This is a genomic window from Rubellimicrobium sp. CFH 75288 (assembly GCF_009904055.1).
In the GTDB taxonomy this organism is placed as follows: domain Bacteria; phylum Pseudomonadota; class Alphaproteobacteria; order Rhodobacterales; family Rhodobacteraceae; genus Rubellimicrobium.
In genome coordinates this window covers 17612-39450 of the sequence record NZ_WYDP01000010.1, presented here as the reverse complement: position 1 = coordinate 39450, position 21839 = coordinate 17612, and the positions used below count along the sequence as shown (strand labels likewise).

Sequence of the window (21839 nt, the reverse complement as noted above, 5' to 3'; positions counted from 1 at the left end):
ATCCCGTTCTACCAGCCAGACCTTAAGAAACCCTTAACGGCCGCGGCGCAGCAGCGTGATCTCGATGCGGTCGTTGCGCGGCACGGCCGGATCGGCAGCGGCCGGAGAACGGTCGGCGTGGCCCGTGACGCGCCGCATCCGGTGGGGGGCGAGGCCGGCCTGCTCGAGCAGGGCCCGCGCCGCGTCGGCGCGGGCGGTCGAGAGGGTCCAGCCGCCGCCGCCAGCCTGCCGCCCCCCCGGCAGGTAGGCGGCGGCAGCGGCGGGGTTGGACACGAAGGCGGCCGCGCGCGCCACCGCCGCGAGGATCGCGCGCGTGACGGGAAGGGCCTCGGCCGTCCCTTCGGCCCAGAGGGGGGCGCCGGGGCGGGCGAACACCTCGATCACCAGCCCCTCGTCGGTCAGGCGCGTGACGACATGGCGCAGCGCCTCGTCCGACAGGAGCGATTCGCCCCCGCGGCCCAGAAGCACATCCTCCACCGCCATGAGGGCGGCCGTCTCGGCGGCCTCGGCCAGCGCCTCGCCCTCGGAGGCGTCCGCGGGGGGCAGACCGGCGAAGGGGCGCGAGGGCGTGCGGCCGTCGGAGGCCATGCTGTCCAGAGCGGTGGGCGAATCGCCCCCCAGCATCCCGTTGGCGCCGCCCGAGACGCGCGCGATCGGCACGTCCGGGGCGAAATAGTCGGCCAGGCCCTTGCGCTGCTGCTCTGTGGTGGCGTTGAGCAGCCACATGAGCAGGAAGAAGGCCATCATCGCCGTGACAAAGTCGGCATAGGCGACCTTCCAGGCGCCGCCGTGATGGCCGCCCGCCACCACCTTGCGCCGGCGCACGATCACCGGCGCCACCGGCGCGTTGGCGCCCCCGCTGTCCCGTCCGCTCATGGTTGCTGCCCCCGCCCGGTCGGGGGGTTTGTGCCACGGGGGCGCTCAAGGCGGGGTTAACGCCTCGGCTTGGAGGGAAAGGCCGCGCGCGCGCCACATTTCGTCGGGGCCGCAGAACTCGACGAGCTCGTAGCCGGCCGCGCGCATGATCCGCCCGATCGCGGGCGAGCCGGTGTTGTTCTCGATCGCCCAGAGGCCCACCCGGTGGCGCGCAAAGGGAAAGGCGGCGAGCACGGCCTCCTCTCCGCCCTCGATGTCGAGGGAGACGAAATGGGGATGGGGCAGGCCCGCCTCCTCGAGTAGGGCCGAGAGCGGACGGGTGCGCACGCGCAAGGTCCGCTCGCGGTGGCGCGGATCGGCGCGCACGCGTGCGAGGATGCGGGGGTCGTAGCTCTCGGCGAGGCCCGACATCTGGGTGAACCCCGCCTCGACGGCGAGAAGGTCGGCCTCGCCCTCCCGGGCGGCGACGGCGACGGGCAGGCAGGGGGCGCGACGGGCGGCGGCGGCGCGGGCGGCCTGGTCGGGGACGGGTTCGACGAGCACCCCCGTCCAGAAGCGGCGCGTCTCGAGAAACAGGGTGTTGGAGCCCGTGACCCCGTCATAGGCGCCGAGATCGGCAAAGGTCAGGCCCGTGCGGCCGCCGAAGACCCTGTCGGCGACGCGGTCCTGCCCGGCCTGCGAGGTGTAGGGGTAGAGGGGATCGAGCATGCGCTCGACCTCGTGAAGGCGCTGGACGAGGGGGCCGCGCCGGCGCGTGCGCTCGGTCGCCAGCGCCGCGCGCAGGTCGTGGCGCAGCGCGGCCAGCCCCTCGCGCAGCTGGCGCAGGCGGGCGTCAGGGTCCATCGGCGGTGCCGCCATGCGCGGCATAGGACTTCTCCTCCGTCAGGGCGGAGCCGGTCAGGCGGTTGATCGCCCGCTTGATCGCCGCGCGACGGTCGTTGGTGCGATAGACGGACTGGGCGAGGGCCACGAAGGCGGGGCCGAAATCGCCCGTCCGGTCGCGTTCGCGGATCGCGTCCTCGATGTCCCAGAGCGCGGCGTTCACCGCGTCGAGTTCGGCCAGAAGCGGGGAGAGGCCGGGATCGGGCCGGATGGCGCGCGCCGCGGCCTCCTCGAGCAGCGCAAGTTCGGTGGCGACGTTGGCCAGGGCCGCAGGATCGGCGATCCGCGCGGCCTTGAGGCGCAGGATGCTGATCTTGTCGAACAGCTCGCCCGCCGAGACGGGGACGAGGATGGTGCCGGCGGCCGACGGGTCGCTCATCGGGACCGCTCCGCGAGCCGGCGGCGGAGGTCCTCGCGCAGGCGGGCGAAGGGGGCGGCCCAGTCGCGCGGGCGCTCCTGGCGCAGAAGGCGCATGGAGGGATACCACGGCGTCGTCTCGCCCGTCTGGCCCCAGAGCCAGAAGGCGTCCCAGTGCAGGAGCGTCCAGACCGGCACCCCGAGCGATCCGGCGAGATGCGCCGTCACCGTGTCGGAGGTCACGACGAGGTCGAGTTCGGTCATCAGCCCTGCGCAATCGGCCAGATCGCGGTCCGACGAGCCCAGATCGGGGATCAGCGCGGCGGTGCCGTCGGAGCGGAAGGCCTCGGCCTCGGGGCCCTTGTAGAGCGACACGAGCTGGAGGCCGGGCAGGTCGAGAAGCCCGTGGAAGAGGGTGTGCGGAAAGGACCGGAAGGCATTGCCGCGATAGGTGACGGAGCCGCACCAGACCACGCCGACCGTCATCTTCCCGGCGAAGGGGGCGAGCAGCGCCCGCGCCCGGGCGCGCGAATCGGGCGGCACGTGGAGGCGGGCGGGGGGCGGGATCGCGTCCGTCCCGGAGAAGTGCAGGGCCGGCAGGTCCATCAGGTCGATCCAGAGATCGAAGCCGTCCGACGGCAGGCCGGGTCCCGTCCGGTCGGCCCCCGCGAGGCCCTGGAACAGCCGTGCCACGGGCCGTTCGGTCAGAAGCGACACCTCGCCTGCACCCCGCGCGCGGGCGACGGGAAGAAAGCGCGCAAAGCAGATGGCGTCGCCCATGCCCTGCTCGGGCAGCACGAGGAGCCGCCGGCCTCCGAGCGGCGAGCCGTCCCATCGGGGGGCGGACAGGCTGCGCGGCTTGAGCTCGCCCGTCCGCCAGCGGGCGGCGAAGTGGCGGAACCCGGCGGCCCAGTCGCCCGCCTTGAGACGGGTCAGGGCGAGCTGGATCTCGAGTTCGGCATCCCGGGGGAAGCGTTCCCGCGCCGCCTCGAGCAGGCGCGTCGCCTCCTCGAGCTGGCCAAGCGCGCGCAGGGCCTTGCCGGCCAGGGCCGGATGGGCCGGGTCGTCGGGTTCCTCGGCCATCAGGGCGCGGCGCAGGGCCAGCGCGCGGTCGTGCTGGCCGATATCGTTGAGGATGTTGGCGAGGTTGTTCCGCACGCCTCGTCCCTGCGGATCGAGCGCAAAGGCCCGTTCCTGGGCGGCGAGGGCGAGGTCGTGGCGGCCCGTCGAGCGCAGCAGCGCCCCGAGATTCGTCCAGGCGCCCGCATCGGACGGGGCGAGGGCCAGATGGGCGGCGTAAAGCGGCAGCGCCTCGGCATGCCGGCCGGCCCGGTGCAGCGCCACCGCCTGCGCCGCGGGCGGGACCGGGCCGGACCGGGGTGCCGCCTCCATGGGGCGCCTACTCGGCAGCCTGGTCCGCGGCGGGACCGGGAGAGCGGGGAGCGCGGCGCACGGGGCTGAGCAGCCGGGCGGGACGGCGCGCCTCGGCCGCCTCGAAGAGCGAGAAGGTCTGGTTGACGTAGTTCACGGCGCCCGACACGAATTCCATGTAGTCGCGGAGTTCGGCGGTCATCTCCGTCTCCACGAGGGCCACCCCGCGGTCGGGGGGGACGGTCTCGAAGAGGCAGTAGAAGAGCGGCTCGCCCCGGCGCAGCAGGAGCGGCCGGTCGGGGTCGTGCCATTCGAAGGCCCACATGAGCGGGCGCGGCCAGACGTCGATCGGGAAGCGGCCGCCGAAGATGGTGCCCGGCAGCCCCTCCCGCCGGTAGTGCATGAAGGGGGCGACCTGGCTCATCCAGACGGGTTCGTCGGCAATGAACAGATAGGGCAGCGAGAGCTGGATCGTGGGCACGCCGGGATGGCGCCATTCGCCCTCGGCCGTCAGGTGGAGCTTCTCGCCGAGCTTGGAGCCGCGGACGGCGCTGGCCTCGCCCGACAGGTTGCGCAGGGCGGGCCGGCCCTGTCCGTCGCGGCCGAAGCCCAGATGGATGTCGAAGGGACAGCGCACGAGGAAGTGGCGCGACTCGAGATTGAGGACGGCGGGGCAACGGGAGGCGGACTTGGCATGGCGGCGGTTGAGGTCGGCCGAGCGGACGCGTTCGGGGGGAGCGTAGATGACGCCGCCCTTCTGCTCGGTCAGGCACCAGCCCACGGTGACCGGGCCCCGGCCCGACTCGTGCTCGGGCCGCGGCGCCTCGCCGCGCTCGAAGGTGACGGTGATGCGCATGGCCTCCCCCTTCCGCCCGGCGCCAGACTAGGCGCAGAGCGGTCCGCCTCCAAGGGGATCGTGGCCGCGCCCGCGGGACGCGCCGTCACACCGCGAGGTCGATCGACCCGGCCTCGTCGGAGGCCACGGCAAGGTCCAGCACCTTCTGGAGCGCGGCCCCGCGGGCGAAGTCGGGCAGCACCCCCGTGCCCGCGCGGATCGCGGCGATGAAGCGGGCATAGTTGGTCGGCACGGGCGGGCAGTCGATATCGCGCCAGGTCCCCGTCAGCATGTCGCGCCCGAGCGAGCCGCGCAGATGGCTCGAGACATGGGAGCCGCGCACCTCGAGGCCGCCCCTGGTGCCGAAGAGCCGCAAGGTCAGGTCGTTGAGATGGCCCGAGGCGAAGCGCGTGGCGTGCAGCACCCCCACCGCCCCGTTGGCGAGCCGCAGGTGCATCACCGCCGAGTCGTTGGCATCGAGCACGTATTCGCCGATCCGCCCCCCCGGCGCCTTGTCGAAGGTCGCGAGCCGGCAGGAGACATGGCTGGGCGGCGAGCCTGCGGCATGCGAGGCATAGTCGAGGATGTGCACGCCCACGTCGCCCAGGACGCCCATCGAGCCGTGCGACTTGGACAGCCGCCACAGCCAGGTGGGCGAGGTGGTCCATTCGCCCCAGGCGGGCTGGGTCAGCCAGGACTGGAGGTAGGACGCCTCGAAGTGGCGGATCTCGCCCAGATGGCCCTCGGCCACGAGGCGGTGTGCCTCGTTCAGGGCGGCGACGTTGCGGTAGGTCAGGTTGACCATGTTGACCACGCCCGCCATGGCGGCGGCCTGCGCCATCTCGGCGGCATGGGCGTAGTTGGTGGCGAGCGGCTTCTCGCAGAGCACGTGCTTGCGCGCGGCCAGGAACGGCATGGTCGTGACGTAGTGCACCGCGTCGGGGGTGACGTTGGTCACGGCGTCGAACTCGCCCCAGGCCAGCGCCTCCTCGATGGAGGCGAAGCCCGTCTCGACGCCGTGCTCGGCGTTGAAGGCGCCGCGGCGCTCCTCGCTCACGTCCACGGTGGCGACGAGGCGGACGCCCTCGATGGCCTTGAAGCCGTTGGCCTGGAGATGGCCCATGTTGCCGGTCCCCACCATCAGCAGGCGGACGGGCATGGGCGACAGGGCGGCCGCGGGGACGGCGGCGGGCAGCGCCGCCTCCGGCGGGGCGGCGTCCCCGATCGGGGCCTCGGCGCCGACGGGTTCGGGCGGGGTCCCGTCGGGGTGGGTCGTCTTGTCGTCGGGGCTCACCGGTATCCCTCCTCGCCGGGCTGGTGGAGCTTGGGGCCGCGTTCGGTCACGGGCTCGGGGGCCTTGTCGGCCGGGACGTTGGGGGCGCGAGTCGGGTCGCCGGCGACGCGGGGGGCGGGGTTGTGCGCCCAGCGCACGGCGTTGCGCAGCACCTGCTGGACGGTGGCGTCGTGGTAGGTGGGGTAGGTCTCGTGACCGGGGCGGAAGTAGAACACGTTGCCCGCGCCGCGCCGCCAGGTCAGGCCCGAGCGGAACACCTCGCCGCCCTGGAACCAGGAGATGAACACGGTTTCCATGGGTTCGGGGATGCCGAAGGGCTCTCCGTACATCTCCTCGTGCTCGAGGACGAAGTGGTCGGGCAGGCCCGCGGCGATGGGATGGTTGCGGCTGGCGAGCCAGAGGCGCTCGCGCTCGCCGGCCTCGCGCCAGGACAGGTTGCAGGGGGTGCCCATCAGGCGCTTGAAGGGCTTGGAGAAGTGGCCCGAGTGCAGCACGATGAGGCCCATGCCGGCCCAGACGGCCTGGGCCACGCGCTCGGCCACCCTGTCGGAGACGGCGTCGTGGGCGGCGTGGCCCCACCAGAGCAGCACGTCCGTCCGCGCGAGCCGCTCGGCGGGCAGGCCGTGCTCGGGCTCCTGGAGGGTGGCGGTCTCGGCCATGATGTCCCCCTCCTGCGCGAGCGCGCGGGCGATGGTGTTGTGCATGCCGTCGGGGTAGATCGCGGCGACGACGGGGTTCTTCTGCTCGTGGACGTTCTCGCCCCAGACGACGGCGCGGATGGGCATGGCGGGCTCCCTGAGGGGGGTGTCGCGCCCGCCTACACGGGGCGTCGCGGGCGCGCAACGGGGGTCTAGAGCGCGAGCAGGCCGTCCCAGACGAGGCGGGCGCCCACAAGGGCCGTCAGCGCGTAGGTGACGGCGTAGAAGGGGCCCGGAGGCATCCGGCGGACGAGCCAGGCGCCGACGAGGGTGAACAGGACGGCGAGGGGCGCAAGGAGCGCCGAGGTCGCGAGGTTGGTCGCGTCGAACTGGCCCAAGGCGAGATAGGGGACGAGCTTGACGTAGTTGACGACCGCGAAGAAGGCGACCGAGGTGCCCGTCAGCGTCCGGGGGTCGAGCCCGAGGGGCAGCGCATAGACCGAGAAGGGCGGGCCGCCGGCATGGGCCACGAAGCTCGTGTAGCCGGCGAGGCCCCCCCAGAGGGTCGCGCGGGGGGGCGAGTGGGGGCGGGGCGGCGGCGGGCGGCGGCGCAGCATCCCCCAGGCCCAGCGGCCCACGAAGGCGATCGCCACGATGCCGATCACGAGGCGCACGGCCGCCTCGGAGACCAGAGCGGCGGTGAACCAGCCCGCCCCGATCCCGGCCAGGGCGCCCGGCAGCATCAGGGCGAGCGTCCGCGCGCTCCAGGACCGCCACCAGGCGGCCAGCGAGACGAGGTCGGTCAGGCACAGGACCGGCAGGAGGATCGCGGCCGCCTGGACGGGGGGCAGGACCAGCGCGAGGACGGGCACGGCGAGGACGCCGAGGCCGGCGAGACCCCCCTTGGCGAGGCCCACGACGATCGCGGCCGCGGCAAGCGCGAGAAGCGTGAAGGGGTCCGCGAAGGCCGAAAGGTCCATGCGCTGCCTCTCCTCCCTGGGGGAGGCGGGGTCAAGCGGTTGGCAGCGCGCCGGGCCTGCACTAGATGGGGGCCGTCCGGGGATGGGAGGGCCTGCCATGGCGTCGAAGCTGGATCAGCTGCGGGAGATGACGGTGGTGGTCGCCGACACGGGCGATCTGGAGGCGGTGCGGCGGCTCAGGCCCCAGGATTGCACGACCAACCCCTCGCTGGTGCTGAAGGCCATCGGCAGCCCCGCCATGGAGGAGCATGTCGCGCGCGCCGTGGCCGAGGGGCGGGCGGCGGAGGACCCGGTGGGGCGGATCGCCACCATCCTGACCGTGGGGCTGGGGGCGGAGCTGGCCGGGATCGTGCCGGGGCGCGTCTCGACGGAGGTGGACGCGCGGCTGTCCTTTGACACGGAAGGATCGGTGCGCCGCGCGCGCGAGATCGTGGACGAGTACGCCCGGCTGGGCGTGGGGCGCGAGCGGGTGCTGATCAAGCTGGCCTCCACCTGGGAGGGGGTGCGCGCCTGCGAGCGGCTCGCGCGCGAGGGGATCGACTGCAACATGACGCTTCTGTTCTCGCTCGCGCAGGCGCGCGCCTGCGCGGATGCGGGGGCCTGGCTGATCTCGCCCTTCGTGGGGCGCATCACCGACTGGTACTCCAAGAAGGAGGGGCGCAGCTTCGGGCCCGAGGAGGATCCGGGCGTGGCCTCGGTCCGGCGGATCTACGATCACTACAAGCGCCACGGGATCGCGACGGTGGTGATGGGGGCCTCGTTCCGCAACACGGGCCAGATCGAGGCGCTGGCGGGCTGCGACCGGCTGACGATCTCTCCGGACCTGCTCGACCGGCTGGCGGCCGACGAGGGGCCGCTCGCGCGGGCGCTGGAGCCCGTCGCGGCCGAGGCCGAGCCCGAGCCCATCGCGGAGGCCGAGTTCCGCTGGGAGATGAACGAGGACGCCATGGCGACGGAAAAGCTCGCCGAGGGCATCCGCAACTTCCACGCGGACGCGCTGAAGCTCGAGGCGCTGATCCGGGACCGGCTGGCGGCCTGACCCCCCCCTCCCGCTGCCGTCCCGTTCCCCGCTCCGGCGGCGGGAAAGGGTGTCACGGCACGGGGGCCCACAGCACGTCCTCGATCCGCGATGCGCCCGTGGCGAGCAGGAGCACACGGTCGAAGCCCAGCGCGCAGCCCGACGCCTCGGGCATCAGCGGCAGGGCGGCGAGGAAATCCTCGTCGAGGGGAAGGTCCTCGCCGTAGCGGCGGCGCTTCTCCTCCATCTCGGCCTCGAAGCGGCGGCGCTGTTCGGCGGCATCCGTCAGTTCGCCGAACCCGTTGGCCAGTTCCACCCCGCAGGCATAGAGTTCGAACCGCTCGGCCAGACGGGGGTCGTCGGGGTCGCGACGGGCCAGCGCCGCCTCGGGCGCGGGATAGCGGTCGAGGATGGTGGGGCGGCCCGATCCCAGATGGGGCTCCACCCGCTCCGTGAGGATCTTGGACAGGATGTCCGACCAGCCGTCGTCGGGGGCGAGCCGCAGCCCCGCCGCTTCGGCCTGAGCGCGCAGGGCCGCCGCATCGGGGATGCCGTCGCGATCCAGCGTGGCGAGCAGGTCGATGCCGGCATGGCGGGCGAAGGCCTCGGCCACGGAGAGACGCTCGGGTGCCGCGAACGGATCGCAGCGCCGCTCGCCCCGGCGCAGCACGGTGCTGCCTGCGGCCTCGGCGGCCAGCCGCAGGACCTGTGCGCAATCCTCCATCAGCCGCTCGACCGGCTCGCCCGCGCGATACCATTCGAGAAGGGTGAACTCGGGGTGGTGGAGCGCGCCGCGCTCGCGGTTGCGCCACACATGGCCAAGAGCGTAGAGCCGCGTCTCGCCGGCCGCGAGCAGCTTCTTGAGCGCAAATTCGGGCGAGGTGTGCAGATGGAGCCGCCGCCGCGCGCCGTCGGGGCCGATCGCCTCGGTCGAAAAGGCGTGCAGGTGGGCCTCGTTGCCGGGACTGGTCGCGAGCGCGGCGGGATCGGCCTCCAGAAAGCCTTCGGCATGGAGCCAGTCGCGCAGCAGGCGCATGAGGCGGGCACGGGCGCGCAGCAGGGGCGCGCGTCCCTCGTGCCGCGCGGGGTGCCACCAGGGGGTCTGCGGATCGGCGGGAGTCATGGCCGCTCCCTTAGCGCGCGGCGCGCGGCGCGGCGAGGGCTGCCTTGCGACGGCCGGACCGGCGGCGCAGGCTGGACCGGCGGCAGCGGGGGCAGGGAACCGGATGGAGACGGGCGGAGGAACGGAGCGGCGGGGGGGCGGATGGTGGCCGCGGACGGTCGCGCTCCTGGCGGGGGGCTGCCTCGCACTCATGGTGCTGTGCAATGCGGAGGTGGGGCGACAGGGTGGCGTGCTCTGGGCGTCGCTTGCGCCGCATCTGACGGGAAGCGCGGCGGCCCTGCTGCTCGTGACGCTGCTGGGCGCGCGGTGGCGGGCGCCGGGCGTGCCGCGCTGGGCCTTTCTGGGCGGCCTGTCGGGCGCGGCGACGGTGATGCTGACCTCGCTCGCCGCCACCTCGGCGCTGGCGCTGGCCGGGACGCTCGCCCTCGGTCTGGCGGGTCAGGCGGCCTTCGGTCGGGCGGCGGACCGCTGGGGCTGGCTGGGGCTGCCCCGCCGGAATACGGCGGCGCGGGACGATCTGGGCCTCGCGCTCGTGCTCGCGGGCAGCGGGCTGATCCTGTGGGGCGCGCGGTGATCGCCGCCGCGCTGATGGCGCTGGGGGCGGGGGTCCTCGTCGCGCTCTCGCGGCAGGTCAATGCGCGGCTGGCGCTGGGGTCCTCGGCCCTGGGTGCGTCGCTGTGGAACCATGCCACGGGGCTGGCCGCGCTGGTCGTGGCGGGCGCGGCCCTGGGCGCGGTCGGCGGTGCGGGGCTGCGGCCGCAGGGGTCGCTCGGGGCGGTGCCCGTCTGGGCCTGGGCCGGCGGTCCGCTGGGCGTGGTCTTTGTCGCCGCAGGGGCCTGGTGCGTGGCCCGGATCGGAGCGGGTCCGACCGCGACGCTGATGATCGCGGGGCAGATGCTGGGGGGCGCCGCGCTGGACCTTGCCGCCGGCGCCGCAGGAACGGGGTGGCGGCTGACGGGGGTGGGGCTGATCCTGCTCGGCGTGGCGGCGGCACGTCGGTGAGGCGGCGCTCCGGAGGGGTAGCGGGCGCGGACGCGATGGGGTAGGGGCGGACCGATTCCTCTTTCGCCCCCGTCAGGGGGTGCCGCCGAAAGGACAGACCGTGGTCAAGGTGATCGCCTCCTCGCTTCGCAAGGGCAATGTCGTGGACATGGACGGCAAGCTCTATGTCGTTCTGCGCGCCGAGAACTTTCATCCGGGCAAGGGAACGCCCACGACGAACGTGGACATGCGCCGCATCTCGGACGGGGTGAAGGTGACGGAGCGCTGGCGCACGACCGAGCAGGTCGAGCGCGCCACCGTGGACGAGCGGCCCTACGACTTCCTCTACGAGGACGCCGAGGGGTTCCACTTCATGGAGCCCGAGACGTTCGAGCAGGTCGTGGTGCCCCACGACGTCGTGGGCGAGGGGGCGCCCTTCCTGACCGAGGGGGTGCGCTGCCACGTCAAGACCTTTGAGGGCGCCGCCATCGGCATCGAGCTGCCGCAGAAGGTCGTGGTGGAGATCGCCGAGACCGAGCCGGTGGTGAAGGGGCAGACGGCCTCCTCCTCCTACAAGCCTGCCGTGGCCACCAACGGCGTGCGCGTCATGGTGCCGCCCCATATCGGCGCAGGCACGCGCATCGTCATCAACACCGAGGATCTGTCCTACGTCGAACGCGCCAAGGACTGATCCCAGCCGCGGAACCAGGCGACGAACCGCGCCACCCCCTCGGCGAGCGGTGTCCGGGGAAGCGGGCCCGCCAGCGCCCCCAGCAGCGTCGTGTCCGCCCAGGTCGCTGCGATCTCTCCGGGCTGGACAGGCAGGGCCCGGCGTCGCGCTGTCCGGCCCGTCGCCGCCTCCACCGCGGCGAGAAAGTCCAGAAGGGGCACGGGCTCGCCCAGTCCGACATTGACGCTGCGGAAGGGTGCGGCCGGAGACAGGCTGTCGAAGGGGCCGACGGGTGCCCCGGGGGCGGGCGGCCGGGCGGCCAGCCGCATCACCGCCTCGGCCAGGTCGTCCACGAAGGTGAAGTCGCGCCGCTGCATCTCGGCGCCGTAGAGGTCCACCGGTTCGTCCGCGAGCACGGCCCGGGTGAACCGGAACAGGGCCATGTCCGGCCGGCCCCAGGGTCCGTACACGGTGAAGAAGCGCAAGGCCGTGGTCGGGATCGCATGAAGATGCGCATGGGCGTGGGCCATCGCTTCGCAGCCCGTCTTGGTGGCCGCGTAAAACGACAGCGGTGCATCCGTGGTGTCGCGTTCGCGCCAGGGCAGGCGGGGATTGGCGCCGTAGACCGACGAGGTCGAGGCCAAGAGAAGGTGGGCCGGCGGATGGGGCCGCAGCGCCTCGAGCAGGCGGAACGTCCCCTCCAGATTGGCCGACACGTATTCGCCGGGCGCGTCGATGGAGTGGCGCACGCCCGCCTGCGCGGCCAGATGCAGCACGAGCGCGGGCCGTTCGGCCTCCACGAGGGCAGCCAGGAGCCCAGGCTCCTCCAGGCGGCCGTGCACGGCGCGAAAGCGGGCATGGCGTAGGAGGCGGGCCTCGCGCGCGGCCTTGAGGCGGGGGTCATAATAGGGGGAGTGCGCGTCGAGCCCGGTGACGGACCAGCCCGCGGCGAGCAGACGCTCGCTCAGGTGGTAGCCGATGAAGCCCGCCGCGCCGGTAACGAGGGCGCGTCCGGGAGGCGACAGGCGGTCGGTCATGCAGGGTCCCCTCGCCCCGCCTCATGCCCCGGCGCGGCAGCCGGCACAAGATGCGCCGGGCAGGTCTCGCGCCGCCGGCGGCCGCGCGCTATGGCAGGACATGCGGCCGGGGGCGGCCGGCAGGGCACGGGGAGGCGCCATGGCAGAAGGAGGCGGGGGCCGCGTGGCGGCCGTGACGGGTGCGGGGTCCGGGATCGGGCGGGCGACGGCCGCGGCGCTGGCGCGGGCGGGCTGGCGGGTGGCGCTGATCGGCCGACGCGAGGGACCCCTGCAGGACACGGCCGGGATGATCGAGGGGGAGTCCCTCGTGCTGCCTGCGGACGTGACGGACGAGGCGCAGGTCGAGGCGGCCTTCGACCGGATCGTGGAGGTCTGGGGGCGGGTAGACTTCCTGTTCAACAATGCAGGCCAGGGCTTTCGCGCCGCGCCCCCCGACGAGGTGCCCGCGGACGAATGGCGGCGCGTGATCGAGGTGAACCTGACGGGAAGCTTCCTGTGCGCCCGCGCGGCCTTTGCCCGGATGCGACGGCAGGAGCCGCAGGGCGGGCGGATCGTCAACAACGGCTCCATCAGCGCCCAGGCGCCGCGGCCCGGCTCGGCGGCCTATACGGCGAGCAAGCATGCGATCACCGGGCTGACCAAGAGCCTGATCCTGGACGGCCGCCCCTTCGGCATCGCGGCGGGGCAGATCGACATCGGCAACGCGCTCACGGACATGGCGCGGCCCATGCTCGAGGGGGTGCCGCAGGCCGATGGCTCCGTGCGGGCCGAACCGGTGATGGACCCGGACGTCGCCGCCGAGGTGGTCGTCCACATGGCCGGTCTCCCGCCCGGAGCCAACATGCCGTTCGTGACAGTCATGGCGACGGCCATGCCGCTCTACGGGAGAGGATGATGCGCGTTCTGATCACGGGTGCAGGGGGGATGCTGGGCCGGCGGCTGGCGGCCCGGATCGCGGCCGACGGTCTGGGCGGCCGGCCTGTCGAGCGGCTGTGGCGGCACGACATCGTGCCTCCGGACGGCGAGGGCGAAGCGCTCGGGGGCGATCTGGGCGACAGGGCGGAGGCGGCGCGGCTCGGCGCCCTGCCGGCCGATGTCGTCTTCCATCTCGGCGCGGTCGTCTCCGGCGAGGCCGAGGCGGATTTCGCCAAGGGCTATCGCGTCAACCTGGACGGAACGCGGGCGCTGTTCGAGGCGGTGGCGGCACGCGGCGGCGCGCGGGTGGTGTTTGCCTCCACCCTCGCGGTGTTCGGCGCGCCCTTCCCCGACACCATCCCCGAGGATTTCGCGCCCCGTCCGCTGACCTCCTACGGGACGCAGAAGCTGATCGGCGAGCTTCTTCTGTCGGATCTGTCGCGTCGGGAGATGCTGGACGGCGTGGCCGTGCGCCTGCCCACGGTCTGCGTTCGCCCGGGCCGGCCCAACCGCGCCGCCTCCGGCTTCTTTTCGGGGATCATCCGCGAACCCCTGCGCGGCGAGCGGGCGCTCCTGCCGGTTCCGCGAGAGACGGTCCATCCCCTCGTCTCGCCCGATGCGGCCGTGGGCTTCCTGCTGCACGCGGCGGAGATGGACACGGCGCCCCTGGGGGCCCGGCGGGCGTTGAGCATGCCCGCCCTGTCGGTGTCGGTGGGCGAGATGATCGCGGCGCTCGAACGGGCCGGGGGCGATCCCCGGCTGATCGAGGAGCGGCCCGATCCCGTCATCGCAGGGATCGTCGCCGGCTGGGCGAGGGCCGTGGAGGCGCGGCGGGCGCTGGAGCTGGGATTCCGTGCCGACCCGGACTTTGACTCGATCGTCGCCGCCCATCAGGCGGAGAGCGCGGGCTAGATCGCCCCCGGCAGGGGGCGGCCCTCCGCATGGGCGAGGATGTTCTCCGCCACCATCCGCGCCATGGCGACCCGCGTCTCCTGCGTGGCCGAGCCCGCATGGGGAGACAGGACCACATTGGGCAGCCCGACAAGGCGCGGGTCCGGGTCGGGCTCGGAGGCGAACACGTCGAGCCCGGCCGCGCCGAGCCGCCCCGCCGCCAGGGCTTCGATCAGCGCGGGCTCGTCCACTACGGAGCCGCGCGCGACGTTGACGAGGACGCCCCCCGGCCCCAGCGCGTCGATCACGGCATCCGAGACGAGTCCGCGCGTGGCCTCGCCCCCCGGCACCGCGACGGCGAGGATGTCGCTGGCGCGCGCAAGCTGGACGGGGTCCGCGACATGGCCCCAACGGACCGGGCGTGGGACGCGGCTGTGGTAGAGGACCCGCAGGCCGAAGGGTTCGGCCCGCCGCGCGATCGCGGTGCCGATGCCGCCGAGGCCGAGGATGCCGAGCGTCCGCCCGGCCAGCGCGCGTCCGAGCGGCGCGGGCCCCTCGCGCGACCAGGCGCCGGAGCGGACATGCTCGTGCCCCGCGAGAAGGCCCTTCCAGGCAGCGAGCAGGAGCATCATGGCGTGGTCGGCCACCTCCTCGGCCAGGGCGGGCCCGACATTGGACAACACGATGCTGCGCCGGGCGAGCGCCTCCCGGTCGATCCCCTCCATGCCGGCGGAGGCGGAGGCGACATGGGAGAGCCGCGGCAGGTCCGCGATCTCCGCGGCCGAGAGCCCCCGCGCACCGTCCGTGATGACGGCTTCGGCCGATCCGGCCTCCGGTTCGTCGGGCCGCAGGATGCGGGCGCGGCCCCGCAGGGCATCGCCGGTCTCCGGCGGAAGGGGGATCAGGGCAAGGACGGGGATCATGGCATCTCCCTGGGCCGGGGGGCGGCAAGACGGGCGCGGCGCTCGCGCCAGAGGGTGAAGAGGCCCGCCGCCACCACGATGACGGCGCCGAGGGCGACATGGGGGGCGATGCGCTCGTCGAACAGGGCGACGCCGAGGGCCGAGGCAAAGACGAGCTGGAGATAGGCGAAGGGCTGGAGCGCGGAGGCCTCGGCCGCCTCGTAGGCGCGGATGAGAAGCCAGTGGCCCAGCGCGGCCGTGAGGCACAAAACGCCCATCAGCGCCCAGTCCACGGCCCCCAGCGGCGACCACGCCCAGAGTCCGAGGGGCGTCAGCGCCGCCGCCCCGACCAGTCCCGTCCACAGGAAGCTGACCGAAGCCGGGTCCGAGCGCGAGGCGAGGCGGGTCGTCAGCCCGTAGAGCGCCCAGAGCAGCGCCGAGGCGAGCGGCACGACCGCGAGCGGGTCGAAGGCGCCCGCACCGGGGTTGAGGATCACGAGCACGCCCGCGAACCCGGCCGCGATGGCCAGCCAGCGCCGCCAGCCCACGCGCTCGCCCAGAAGCGGGCCGGAGAGGGCCGCGACCAGAAGGGGACTGACCGCGAAGACCGCATGGCTGGCCGCCAGGCCCAGAAGGGTGAAGGCCCAGACCATGACGCAGATCTCGGCCGCGAGAAGCAGGCCGCGCAGGATCTGGAGGCCGGGCCGGCGCGAGATCAGGGCGGCGCGCACGCCGCCGGGCCTTCGCGCGGCGAGCGCGAGCAGCAGCGCGGCAAGGAACCAGAAGCGCACCGTGACGACCATGAACACGCTCGCCGTCTCGGCGAGGTGGCGCGACAGGCCGTCCTGTGCGGCGAACACGGCAGTGCTCGCGACCATGAGCACGATACCCGAGCGCGGGGCCGCAGCGGGAAGGCTGCGCGCTGTCACGGGCGCCGCGCCACGGTCATGTGCCGCTTGCGGCCGAAGCCGGGACGCCGCTCGACCAGAAGGCCCGCCGCCTCGAGCGCGCGGCGCACCGCACCGGCCGCGCTGTAGGTGGCGAGCGTGCCGCCCGGCGCGAGGCGGGCGGCGAGAACGGCCAGAAGCGGCGCCTCCCACATCTCGGGATTGCGGGCGGGCGCGAAGCCGTCGAGATAGGCCGCATCGGCCTCGCCGGTCCAGGCGGGCAGCGTCTCGCGCGCGTCCCCCGTCACGAGGGTGAGCACCAGGGGGCCGAGCGCATGGGGCCCGCCCCCCCGGGCAAGGAGCCCGTCCAGTTCGACGGCCTCGCGGGACAGTTCGGGAAAGGCGGCAAGCGCGCGGGCGCGATCGCCGGGCGCGAGGGGATAGGCCTCGAAGGCGGTATAGAAGACGGGGCCGGCCTGTCCCGCTCGCCGCAGGGCCGCGAGCGTGGCGAGGCAGTTCAGGCCGGTGCCGAACCCCATCTCGAGGATGCGAAAGCCCGGACGGGCGCGCTCCGGCAGGCCGTTGCCGCCGAGAAAGACATGGCGGGCCTCCGCAAGACCGTCCTCGAGCGAGAAATACGGATCGCCGAAGCGCCGCGAGACCGGCACGGCGCCTCTCCATTCGACCGGGGCGCCGCCGCCCTCCACCATCGCACGCCGTCCCTTGTCACCGACAGACGCCGCGAGCATGGGGGGCGACGGGGGCGAAGGCAAGGTGCCGGAGGTGCGATGCGGGCAGAGGTCACGGTGCAGGGGGCGGGGGTCATGGGTCTCGCGCTCGGCTGGGTCTGCGCCGCGCGCGGGGCCCGCGTCCGGGTGATCGATCCCCGAGGGCCGGGCGCGGGAGCGAGCGGCGGCCTGGTCGGCGCGCTGGCGCCGCACGCCCCCGAGCGCTGGGACGAGGCCAAGGCGTTTCAGCGCGATGCGCTTCTGGCGGCCGGGACCTTCTGGGAGGGGGTGCGCGCCGCGGGCGGCGTCGATCCCGGCTGGGCGCGGACCGGACGGCTTCTGCCGCTCCCGGACCGGCACGCCGTGGCGATCGCCGAGGCGCGTGCGAAGGCCGCGGAGGATCTGTGGGCCGGTGCGGCCGTGTGGCGGCTCGAGGCGGCGCCGGACGGGTGGGGCCCCGTGTCGGCCTCGGGGCTTGTGGTGCGCGAGACGCTGTCGGGCCGCGTGGCGCCGCGCCGCGCGGTCGCCGCGCTGGCGGCGGCGATCCGCGAAAGAGGCGGGGAGATCGTGCCGGACGGACCGGAGGAGGGGCCCATCGTGGAGGCCACGGGCTGGGAGGGACTGGCCGCGCGAGGCTGGGGGGGTGCGGTGCGGGGGCAGGCCGCCCTTCTTCGCCTGGCCGGCCGCGAGACGGCGCCGCAGATCCACGGGCCGGGCCTCTATGTGGTGCCGCATGCGGATGGTACCGTGGCCGTGGGCTCCACCAGCGAGCCGGGAGAGACGGGACCCGCAACGGACGATCGTCTCGAGGCGCTGATCGCGCGAGCGCAGGCACTGGTGCCCGCGCTGGCCGGGGCTCCGGTGATCGAGCGCTGGGCAGGCGCACGGCCGCGCGCCGCCACGGGGCGGCTCGTGATGGGGCAGGCGGCAGACGGACGATACGTCCTCAATGGCGGGTTCAGGACCGGGTTCGGCCTGGCGCCTCTGGCGGCCGCGGTGATGGCGGACCTGATCCTGGACGGGAGGGACGGGATTCCGGCGACCTTCCGCCTGCCGGAGACGCGCTGAGGCGGCGCCCCGGGCGCCGCCGGTCAGGACAGCCGCAGGACCATGGTGGTGGCGGCCGAAAAGCCGAAGACATGGCGCAGCAGGCCGGTCGAGCGGCGCGCCACGGCGCGGTAGCCCAACCGCTCGTAGAGGGCGCGGGCGCGGGGGTTTTCCTCCACCACGTCGAGCCGGACCTCGCGGAAGCCGCGGGCGCGTGCCTCCTCGGCCACCGCTGCCAGAAGGGCGGTGCCTACCCCCTGTCCGCGGGCATGGGGGGCGACAAACAGGCCGTCCATCAGGAAGCGCGCGTTTTCCGTGTCGCGGGCGAGCAGCGCGAGCAGACCCATGCGCCAGAGCGCTCCCGGCCAGCCATAGACCGCCGCCATCTCGCTCAGGCCGCCGCCCACCAGCGCACCGTCATGGGTCTTGAATCCGGCCACGCCCAGAAGCCGCCCCGCCGCGTCGCGAGCGCAGAGGGCATGGCGCGGCGAGAGCACGGATTCGACAAAGCGCAGCGCGCGGTCCCGCGGGCCCAGGGCACGGCCGAGCTTGGTCCCGAACGCCTCCCAGTAGAGGGCGGCGATCTCGGGCCGCTCGGCATCGGTGAAGCCCAAGGCGATCTGCATGGAGCGATTCTGCGCCCGGCCGCGGAACTTGCCAAGCAGGCGGTCAGCCGGCGCGGGCAAGGGCCGCGTGCCACTCCTCGGGGCGGTTGAGATTGGCAAAGGGGTCGGGGCCTCCGGAGGGGACCGGAAACTCGGCCTGGCCTGCGCCGAGCGCATCCATCATCACCCCGACCCGCCGTTCGCCCGCCGCCAGTGCCGCGGCAAGGCGTGCTGCGGCCGCCACGGGCCAGAGCGCGACCACGGGGTGCACCCGCCCACCCGAGGCGGCCACGGCCGGCGCCCCTAGGGCAACAAGCCGCGCGACGAGGTCACGGGGCAGAAAGGGTGTGTCGCAGGGAACCGTCAGCACATGGGCAGCCCCCAGCGTTTCGGCCCAGCGCAGGGCGGCGAGCACGCCGGCGAGCGGCCCGGCATGGCCCGGAACAGGGTCGGGCAGGACCGGCAGCCCCCAGGGGGCAAAGCGGGCGGGATCCCCGTTGGCGTTCAGCGCGACCGGCTCCGCCTGGGGCCGGAGCCGGCCGAGGATCGCGTCGAGAAGGGTTCCGCCGTGCGGCCACGGCAGGAGCGCCTTGTCCCCCCCGCCCATGCGCCGCGCGAGCCCGCCCGCGAGGATCACCGCCGGCGGAGGGGGCGTCGGCATGGCTCGTCAGGCTCCGGTGCTGGCGAGCACGCGCGAGGGGCGCAGATGGCCGCCCTCCCAGGTGCCGATCGCGACCGCACGTCCCCCGGCCGAAGCCCAGGCTTCCTCGCCCCAGAGCAGCGGCCGCGGGGGGATCACGGCGCCGGGCCGGCCGTGGCGCAGCGCGGCCTCGGCCCCCGGTGCACAACGGCATTCGGGCAGCCCGGCCAGCGCCGCCTCAAGCGGCAGGAGGCGATCCTCGATCCCTGTGCCGGGGGCCAGCTCGTCCCACTCGAGGGCGGACGCCACCGTGAAGGGGCCCGACCAGAGACGGCGCAGGCTCTCGACATGCCCAAGGCAGCCCAGGGCGCGGCCGAGGTCGCGTGCGATCGCGCGGACATAGCCGCCCTTGCCGCAGACCATCTCGAGCACGGCGCGGTCCGGGTCCGGCCTCTCCACCAGATCGAGGCGCGCGACGTGGAGCGGCCGGGCGGACAGGTCCGGAGCCTGCCCCTCGCGCGCGAGGTCGTAGGCTCGCGCACCGGCGACCTTCACGGCCGAAAAGGCGGGCGGGGTCTGGAGGATGTCGCCCCGGAAGGCGGGCAGCGCCGCCTCGATGGCGGCGGCATCGGGACGGGCGTCCGTCCGGCGCAGGACTTCGCCCTCGGCATCGTCCGTCGTGGTTTCGGCGCCCCAGCGCACGGTGAAGCGATACGCCTTGAGGGCGTCGGTGACAAAGGGAATGGTCTTGGTAGCCTCGCCCAGCGCGATCGCGAGAAGGCCCGTGGCGGCGGGATCGAGCGTGCCCGCATGGCCCGCCTTGCGGGCGCCCAGTGCCCAGCGCGCGCGCCCCACCGCCGCCGTGGAGGTCACGCCCGCCGGCTTGTCGAGCAGGAGCCAGCCCGAAATGTCGCGTCCCGTGGATCTGCGCGCCATGTCGCACCCTCCCTTGTCGAAGAGTCGCGGCCCTAGGCCCGTGGGCCGGACCGGTCAAGACCGGCCGGTCGGATCAGCGCTCGCCGGCCTCGGCCGCTAGGACGCCCACGATCGGTCCCATGGCGCGGCCGAAATCGGACCGGCCGAGCGCGGGCGCGTGAAGCCGCGACACGCGCCCGTCGAAATAGAGCGCATCCGGCAGGCCGAGCCCGTCGCGGAACAGCCGCGCGAAGTCCCAGAAGGTGACCGGAACGCGCGAGATGGCGAACACCGCGCGCGTGCCATCCTCGCTGGTGCCAACCCCGTTGCGGACATGGCGCGACTCGGAATCGGGCAGGAAACGCGGATGGATGGTCCCCTCGATCAGCAGCATCGGACCGGATTGCGTCGCCTCGGTGCAGTCGGGACGGGACCGGGCGAAGGTCTCGGATTCGATCACCCGGGCGCGGTCCGGGCCGAGGCAGAGCACCCCGTTGGGCACCATGCCGAAATTGCCGGGACCGGGGCCGAGCACGAGGGGTGCCTTGTCCTCTCCCCTTTCGCGGTAGAGCCCGACCGGCCGGCGATCATGATGATACATCCCCGCGTTCATGGCGAAGGCGAGGGGGCCGTGCTCGGCCTCCACCGCGGCGAAATGCCCGAAGGGGCGGCCCTGGGCGTCGCGCAGGAACAGGCGCAGTCGCGATTCGGCCGGCCGGACTTCGCAGATGGTGTAGGGCACGTCTTCGAAGCGGATGTCGCGGCACTCGACGGCCGCGGCGGCGGTCGCGGCTCCCGCCAGGGCAGCCAGCCCAGCCAGGGATGCCGCAACACGGCGCAGCGCCCGGATCAGGGCCACCGACGCCGCGGGTCTCCGCAGGGCGAGGGTCACGGCTCCTCGCCCGGAGAGGATGCCTCCGGTCCCGCGCTGCCGTCCTCGATGTCCCGACGCACCCGCGGATCGGACAGGATCCGGCGGGTCGCGTCCATGCGGTCGAAGCTGTCGTCGCGCATGAAACGCAGGTCGGGCACATGCCGCAGATCGACCATCCGCCCGAGGCGATGGCGGATCTCGCCCTTCGAGCGGCGGAGCGCGTCCAGAACCTCCTCAGCGCCCCGGCCTCCGAGCGGCAGCACATAGGCCGTGGCGATGCTGAGGTCGCCCGAAACGCGCACCTCGCCCACGGTGATGGACACGCCGTCGAGCGCAGGCTCCCTCAGGCCGCCTTCGGACAGGATCTCGGACAGGGCGCGGCGGAGAAGTTCGCCCACGCGGAGCTGGCGCTGGGACCGGGTCATGCGGCCCCACATAGGCCGACGGGCCGGCGATGCCAAGCGCGGCTGGCCAGCACCCGCCCTGCCCGCTAGGAGGGGGCGGGACCGGAAGGGAGGAGCGTCATGGCGGCAGCGGGGCAGGGTGAGGGGGGAGATGTGCCCGGCCGCCCGGGGATCGTCGTGACCGGGGCGTCGGGCCGGATGGGACGCGCGGTGCTCGGCCTGCTCGCCGCCGACCCGCGCGCGCATGTCGCCGCTGCGCTGGAGCGGCCGGGCCATCCCTGGATCGGTCGGGATGTGGGCGAGGCGATGGGCGGTGCACCTCTCGGGATCACCGTGACCGACGACCCGATCGAGGCCTTCGCCCGCGCCCAGGGGGTGATCGACTTCACCGCACCCGAGGCGAGCGTCGGCTTCGCGGACCTCGCCGCGCAGGCGCGCGCGGTCCATGTGATCGGTACGACGGGCTTCGGCGAGGCGCATCTGGCGCGCATCAGGGCGGCCGCGCGCCACGCGGTGATCGTGCGGGCGGGCAACATGAGCCTCGGGGTCAACCTGCTCGTGGCCTTGGCGGGCAGGGTCGCGCAGGCGCTGGGCGAGGACTGGGACGTGGAGATCGTGGAGGCGCATCACCGCATGAAGGCCGATGCGCCATCCGGCACCGCGCTGATGCTGGGCGAGGCGGTGGCGCGCGGACGCGGCCAGAGGCTCGACGAGGCGGCCGAGCGCGGACGGGACGGCATGACGGGGCCGCGCGTCCAGGGGCGGATCGGCTTTGCCGCGATCCGCGGCGGCGACATCGTGGGCGAGCACGACGTGATCTTCTGCGGCGAAGGGGAGCGGGTGGTGCTGCGCCATGTGGCCACGGACCGCGCGATCTTCGCCCGGGGGGCCATCCGCGCCGTGCTCTGGGGACAGGATCGCAGCCCCGGCGAATACACGATGGCCGATGTGCTGGGGATCGGCTGAGCC

General features: G+C 74.0%; 26 protein-coding genes. 8 read left to right on the top strand and 18 right to left on the bottom strand.

Annotated elements, in window-relative coordinates; genetic code table 11:
• Positions 1-33: 33 nt before the first annotated feature.
• From GT358_RS10590 to GT358_RS10555, 8 genes are all read right to left on the bottom strand, one after another.
• Positions 34-876 carry a flagellar motor protein MotB gene (locus GT358_RS10590; RefSeq protein ID WP_166582587.1) on the bottom strand — a complete coding sequence of 281 codons (843 nt, stop codon included), beginning with the start codon at positions 874-876 and terminating at the stop codon, positions 34-36.
• 45 nt (positions 877-921) lie between these two features.
• Complete coding sequence (locus GT358_RS10585) at positions 922-1743, bottom strand: FkbM family methyltransferase (protein ID WP_243730832.1); 822 nt, start codon at positions 1741-1743, stop codon at positions 922-924.
• Positions 1709-2137: a DUF6165 family protein gene (locus tag GT358_RS10580; protein ID WP_166582586.1), complete on the bottom strand. Its 429-nt coding sequence runs from the start codon at positions 2135-2137 to the stop codon at positions 1709-1711. Before GT358_RS10580 ends, GT358_RS10585 begins: the two co-directional genes overlap by 35 nt.
• Positions 2134-3507: a tetratricopeptide repeat protein gene (locus tag GT358_RS10575; protein ID WP_166582585.1), complete on the bottom strand. Its 1374-nt coding sequence runs from the start codon at positions 3505-3507 to the stop codon at positions 2134-2136. The genes GT358_RS10580 and GT358_RS10575 overlap by 4 nt, the downstream gene beginning before the upstream one ends.
• A gap of 7 nt (positions 3508-3514) precedes the next feature.
• On the bottom strand, positions 3515-4342 hold the full coding sequence (locus GT358_RS10570; protein WP_166582584.1) for a hypothetical protein: 828 nt from the start codon (positions 4340-4342) through the stop codon (positions 3515-3517).
• 85 nt (positions 4343-4427) lie between these two features.
• Positions 4428-5615, bottom strand: coding sequence for a Gfo/Idh/MocA family protein (locus GT358_RS10565; protein ID WP_371416269.1), 1188 nt, complete (start codon positions 5613-5615; stop codon positions 4428-4430).
• Positions 5612-6400: a ThuA domain-containing protein gene (locus tag GT358_RS10560; RefSeq protein ID WP_166582583.1), complete on the bottom strand. Its 789-nt coding sequence runs from the start codon at positions 6398-6400 to the stop codon at positions 5612-5614. Before GT358_RS10560 ends, GT358_RS10565 begins: the two co-directional genes overlap by 4 nt.
• Positions 6401-6465: 65 nt before the next feature.
• On the bottom strand, positions 6466-7233 hold the full coding sequence (locus GT358_RS10555; protein ID WP_166582582.1) for a sulfite exporter TauE/SafE family protein: 768 nt from the start codon (positions 7231-7233) through the stop codon (positions 6466-6468).
• Between the two features lie 97 nt (positions 7234-7330).
• Between GT358_RS10555 and tal the strand changes: the two genes are divergently transcribed.
• A complete protein-coding gene (gene tal, locus GT358_RS10550; protein WP_166582581.1) occupies positions 7331-8272 on the top strand; it encodes a transaldolase in 942 nt (313 codons plus the stop codon).
• A 52-nt stretch (positions 8273-8324) separates the two neighbouring features.
• Here the strand turns inward: tal and epmA are convergent, their stop codons facing one another.
• On the bottom strand, positions 8325-9374 hold the full coding sequence (epmA, locus tag GT358_RS10545; protein WP_166582580.1) for an EF-P lysine aminoacylase EpmA: 1050 nt from the start codon (positions 9372-9374) through the stop codon (positions 8325-8327).
• Between epmA and GT358_RS10540 the strand changes: the two genes are divergently transcribed.
• The 3 genes from GT358_RS10540 (at position 9373) to efp (ending at position 11046) form a co-directional block, all read left to right on the top strand.
• Positions 9373-9948: a DMT family transporter gene (locus GT358_RS10540; RefSeq protein ID WP_243730831.1), complete on the top strand. Its 576-nt coding sequence runs from the start codon at positions 9373-9375 to the stop codon at positions 9946-9948. The two genes, epmA and GT358_RS10540, sit on opposite strands and share 2 nt — an antisense overlap.
• On the top strand, positions 9945-10376 hold the full coding sequence (locus tag GT358_RS10535) for a DMT family transporter (RefSeq protein WP_166582579.1): 432 nt from the start codon (positions 9945-9947) through the stop codon (positions 10374-10376). The genes GT358_RS10540 and GT358_RS10535 overlap by 4 nt, the downstream gene beginning before the upstream one ends.
• A 100-nt stretch (positions 10377-10476) precedes the next feature.
• Positions 10477-11046: an elongation factor P gene (efp, locus tag GT358_RS10530; protein ID WP_166582578.1), complete on the top strand. Its 570-nt coding sequence runs from the start codon at positions 10477-10479 to the stop codon at positions 11044-11046.
• Here efp and GT358_RS10525 read toward each other — a convergent pair.
• Positions 11022-12062: an NAD-dependent epimerase/dehydratase family protein gene (locus tag GT358_RS10525; RefSeq protein ID WP_166582577.1), complete on the bottom strand. Its 1041-nt coding sequence runs from the start codon at positions 12060-12062 to the stop codon at positions 11022-11024. The two genes, efp and GT358_RS10525, sit on opposite strands and share 25 nt — an antisense overlap.
• A 139-nt stretch (positions 12063-12201) precedes the next feature.
• Here GT358_RS10525 and GT358_RS10520 point away from each other — a divergent pair, with 139 nt between their 5' ends.
• Both GT358_RS10520 and GT358_RS10515 read left to right on the top strand, forming a co-directional pair.
• Entirely contained in the window at positions 12202-12957 is a 756-nt protein-coding gene (locus GT358_RS10520; RefSeq protein ID WP_208103466.1) for an SDR family oxidoreductase, read from the top strand.
• Positions 12954-13889 carry an SDR family oxidoreductase gene (locus GT358_RS10515; RefSeq protein WP_371416268.1) on the top strand — a complete coding sequence of 312 codons (936 nt, stop codon included), beginning with the start codon at positions 12954-12956 and terminating at the stop codon, positions 13887-13889. Before GT358_RS10520 ends, GT358_RS10515 begins: the two co-directional genes overlap by 4 nt.
• Here the strand turns inward: GT358_RS10515 and GT358_RS10510 are convergent.
• Genes GT358_RS10510 through mnmD form a run of 3 tightly spaced genes read right to left on the bottom strand, consistent with a single transcriptional unit; the run spans position 13886 to position 16367 of the window.
• Positions 13886-14791 (bottom strand): NAD(P)-dependent oxidoreductase, encoded by a 906-nt coding sequence (locus GT358_RS10510; RefSeq protein WP_166582575.1) that lies wholly within the window; start codon positions 14789-14791, stop codon positions 13886-13888. The genes GT358_RS10515 and GT358_RS10510 overlap by 4 nt on opposite strands.
• On the bottom strand, positions 14788-15699 hold the full coding sequence (locus GT358_RS10505) for a DMT family transporter (protein ID WP_371416267.1): 912 nt from the start codon (positions 15697-15699) through the stop codon (positions 14788-14790). The genes GT358_RS10510 and GT358_RS10505 overlap by 4 nt, the downstream gene beginning before the upstream one ends.
• On the bottom strand, positions 15696-16367 hold the full coding sequence (mnmD, locus tag GT358_RS10500; protein ID WP_166582573.1) for a tRNA (5-methylaminomethyl-2-thiouridine)(34)-methyltransferase MnmD: 672 nt from the start codon (positions 16365-16367) through the stop codon (positions 15696-15698). The genes GT358_RS10505 and mnmD overlap by 4 nt, the downstream gene beginning before the upstream one ends.
• A gap of 78 nt (positions 16368-16445) precedes the next feature.
• Between mnmD and GT358_RS10495 the strand changes: the two genes are divergently transcribed.
• Positions 16446-17453, top strand: coding sequence for an FAD-binding oxidoreductase (locus tag GT358_RS10495; protein ID WP_166582572.1), 1008 nt, complete (start codon positions 16446-16448; stop codon positions 17451-17453).
• A gap of 23 nt (positions 17454-17476) precedes the next feature.
• Here GT358_RS10495 and GT358_RS10490 read toward each other — a convergent pair whose 3' ends face one another.
• The 5 genes from GT358_RS10490 to rbfA all read right to left on the bottom strand — a co-directional run bounded on the left by GT358_RS10490 (position 17477) and on the right by rbfA (position 20891).
• Positions 17477-18058, bottom strand: a complete 582-nt coding sequence (locus GT358_RS10490; RefSeq protein WP_166582571.1) for an N-acetyltransferase — start codon at positions 18056-18058, stop codon at positions 17477-17479.
• A gap of 43 nt (positions 18059-18101) precedes the next feature.
• On the bottom strand, positions 18102-18698 hold the full coding sequence (gene mobA, locus GT358_RS10485) for a molybdenum cofactor guanylyltransferase MobA (RefSeq protein WP_166582570.1): 597 nt from the start codon (positions 18696-18698) through the stop codon (positions 18102-18104).
• A gap of 6 nt (positions 18699-18704) precedes the next feature.
• Positions 18705-19613 (bottom strand): tRNA pseudouridine(55) synthase TruB, encoded by a 909-nt coding sequence (truB, locus tag GT358_RS10480; RefSeq protein WP_166582569.1) that lies wholly within the window; start codon positions 19611-19613, stop codon positions 18705-18707.
• A 73-nt stretch (positions 19614-19686) separates the two neighbouring features.
• A complete protein-coding gene (locus GT358_RS10475) occupies positions 19687-20412 on the bottom strand; it encodes a phosphodiester glycosidase family protein (protein WP_243730837.1) in 726 nt (241 codons plus the stop codon).
• A 68-nt stretch (positions 20413-20480) separates the two neighbouring features.
• Positions 20481-20891 carry a 30S ribosome-binding factor RbfA gene (rbfA, locus tag GT358_RS10470; RefSeq protein ID WP_166582568.1) on the bottom strand — a complete coding sequence of 137 codons (411 nt, stop codon included), beginning with the start codon at positions 20889-20891 and terminating at the stop codon, positions 20481-20483.
• Positions 20892-21023: 132 nt separating this feature from the next.
• Here rbfA and dapB point away from each other — a divergent pair, with 132 nt between their 5' ends.
• On the top strand, positions 21024-21836 hold the full coding sequence (dapB, locus tag GT358_RS10465; RefSeq protein WP_166582670.1) for a 4-hydroxy-tetrahydrodipicolinate reductase: 813 nt from the start codon (positions 21024-21026) through the stop codon (positions 21834-21836).
• Positions 21837-21839: the final 3 nt, after the last annotated feature.

What these genes read in the sequence shown, in the direction of transcription:
- GT358_RS10590 (WP_166582587.1), bottom strand. Translation starts at nt 876, where the DNA reads ATGAGCGGACGGGACAGCGGGGGCGCCAACGCGCCGGTGGCGCCGGTG.
- GT358_RS10585 (WP_243730832.1), bottom strand. Translation starts at nt 1,743, where the DNA reads ATGCCGCGCATGGCGGCACCGCCGATGGACCCTGACGCCCGCCTGCGC.
- GT358_RS10580 (WP_166582586.1), bottom strand. Translation starts at nt 2,137, where the DNA reads ATGAGCGACCCGTCGGCCGCCGGCACCATCCTCGTCCCCGTCTCGGCG.
- GT358_RS10575 (WP_166582585.1), bottom strand. Translation starts at nt 3,507, where the DNA reads ATGGAGGCGGCACCCCGGTCCGGCCCGGTCCCGCCCGCGGCGCAGGCG.
- GT358_RS10570 (WP_166582584.1), bottom strand. Translation starts at nt 4,342, where the DNA reads ATGCGCATCACCGTCACCTTCGAGCGCGGCGAGGCGCCGCGGCCCGAG.
- GT358_RS10560 (WP_166582583.1), bottom strand. Translation starts at nt 6,400, where the DNA reads ATGCCCATCCGCGCCGTCGTCTGGGGCGAGAACGTCCACGAGCAGAAG.
- GT358_RS10555 (WP_166582582.1), bottom strand. Translation starts at nt 7,233, where the DNA reads ATGGACCTTTCGGCCTTCGCGGACCCCTTCACGCTTCTCGCGCTTGCC.
- tal (WP_166582581.1), top strand. Translation starts at nt 7,331, where the DNA reads ATGGCGTCGAAGCTGGATCAGCTGCGGGAGATGACGGTGGTGGTCGCC.
- GT358_RS10540 (WP_243730831.1), top strand. Translation starts at nt 9,373, where the DNA reads ATGGCCGCTCCCTTAGCGCGCGGCGCGCGGCGCGGCGAGGGCTGCCTT.
- epmA (WP_166582580.1), bottom strand. Translation starts at nt 9,374, where the DNA reads ATGACTCCCGCCGATCCGCAGACCCCCTGGTGGCACCCCGCGCGGCAC.
- GT358_RS10525 (WP_166582577.1), bottom strand. Translation starts at nt 12,062, where the DNA reads ATGACCGACCGCCTGTCGCCTCCCGGACGCGCCCTCGTTACCGGCGCG.
- GT358_RS10520 (WP_208103466.1), top strand. Translation starts at nt 12,202, where the DNA reads ATGGCAGAAGGAGGCGGGGGCCGCGTGGCGGCCGTGACGGGTGCGGGG.
- GT358_RS10515 (WP_371416268.1), top strand. Translation starts at nt 12,954, where the DNA reads ATGATGCGCGTTCTGATCACGGGTGCAGGGGGGATGCTGGGCCGGCGG.
- GT358_RS10510 (WP_166582575.1), bottom strand. Translation starts at nt 14,791, where the DNA reads ATGATCCCCGTCCTTGCCCTGATCCCCCTTCCGCCGGAGACCGGCGAT.
- mnmD (WP_166582573.1), bottom strand. Translation starts at nt 16,367, where the DNA reads ATGGTGGAGGGCGGCGGCGCCCCGGTCGAATGGAGAGGCGCCGTGCCG.
- GT358_RS10495 (WP_166582572.1), top strand. Translation starts at nt 16,446, where the DNA reads ATGCGGGCAGAGGTCACGGTGCAGGGGGCGGGGGTCATGGGTCTCGCG.
- GT358_RS10490 (WP_166582571.1), bottom strand. Translation starts at nt 18,058, where the DNA reads ATGCAGATCGCCTTGGGCTTCACCGATGCCGAGCGGCCCGAGATCGCC.
- mobA (WP_166582570.1), bottom strand. Translation starts at nt 18,698, where the DNA reads ATGCCGACGCCCCCTCCGCCGGCGGTGATCCTCGCGGGCGGGCTCGCG.
- truB (WP_166582569.1), bottom strand. Translation starts at nt 19,613, where the DNA reads ATGGCGCGCAGATCCACGGGACGCGACATTTCGGGCTGGCTCCTGCTC.
- rbfA (WP_166582568.1), bottom strand. Translation starts at nt 20,891, where the DNA reads ATGACCCGGTCCCAGCGCCAGCTCCGCGTGGGCGAACTTCTCCGCCGC.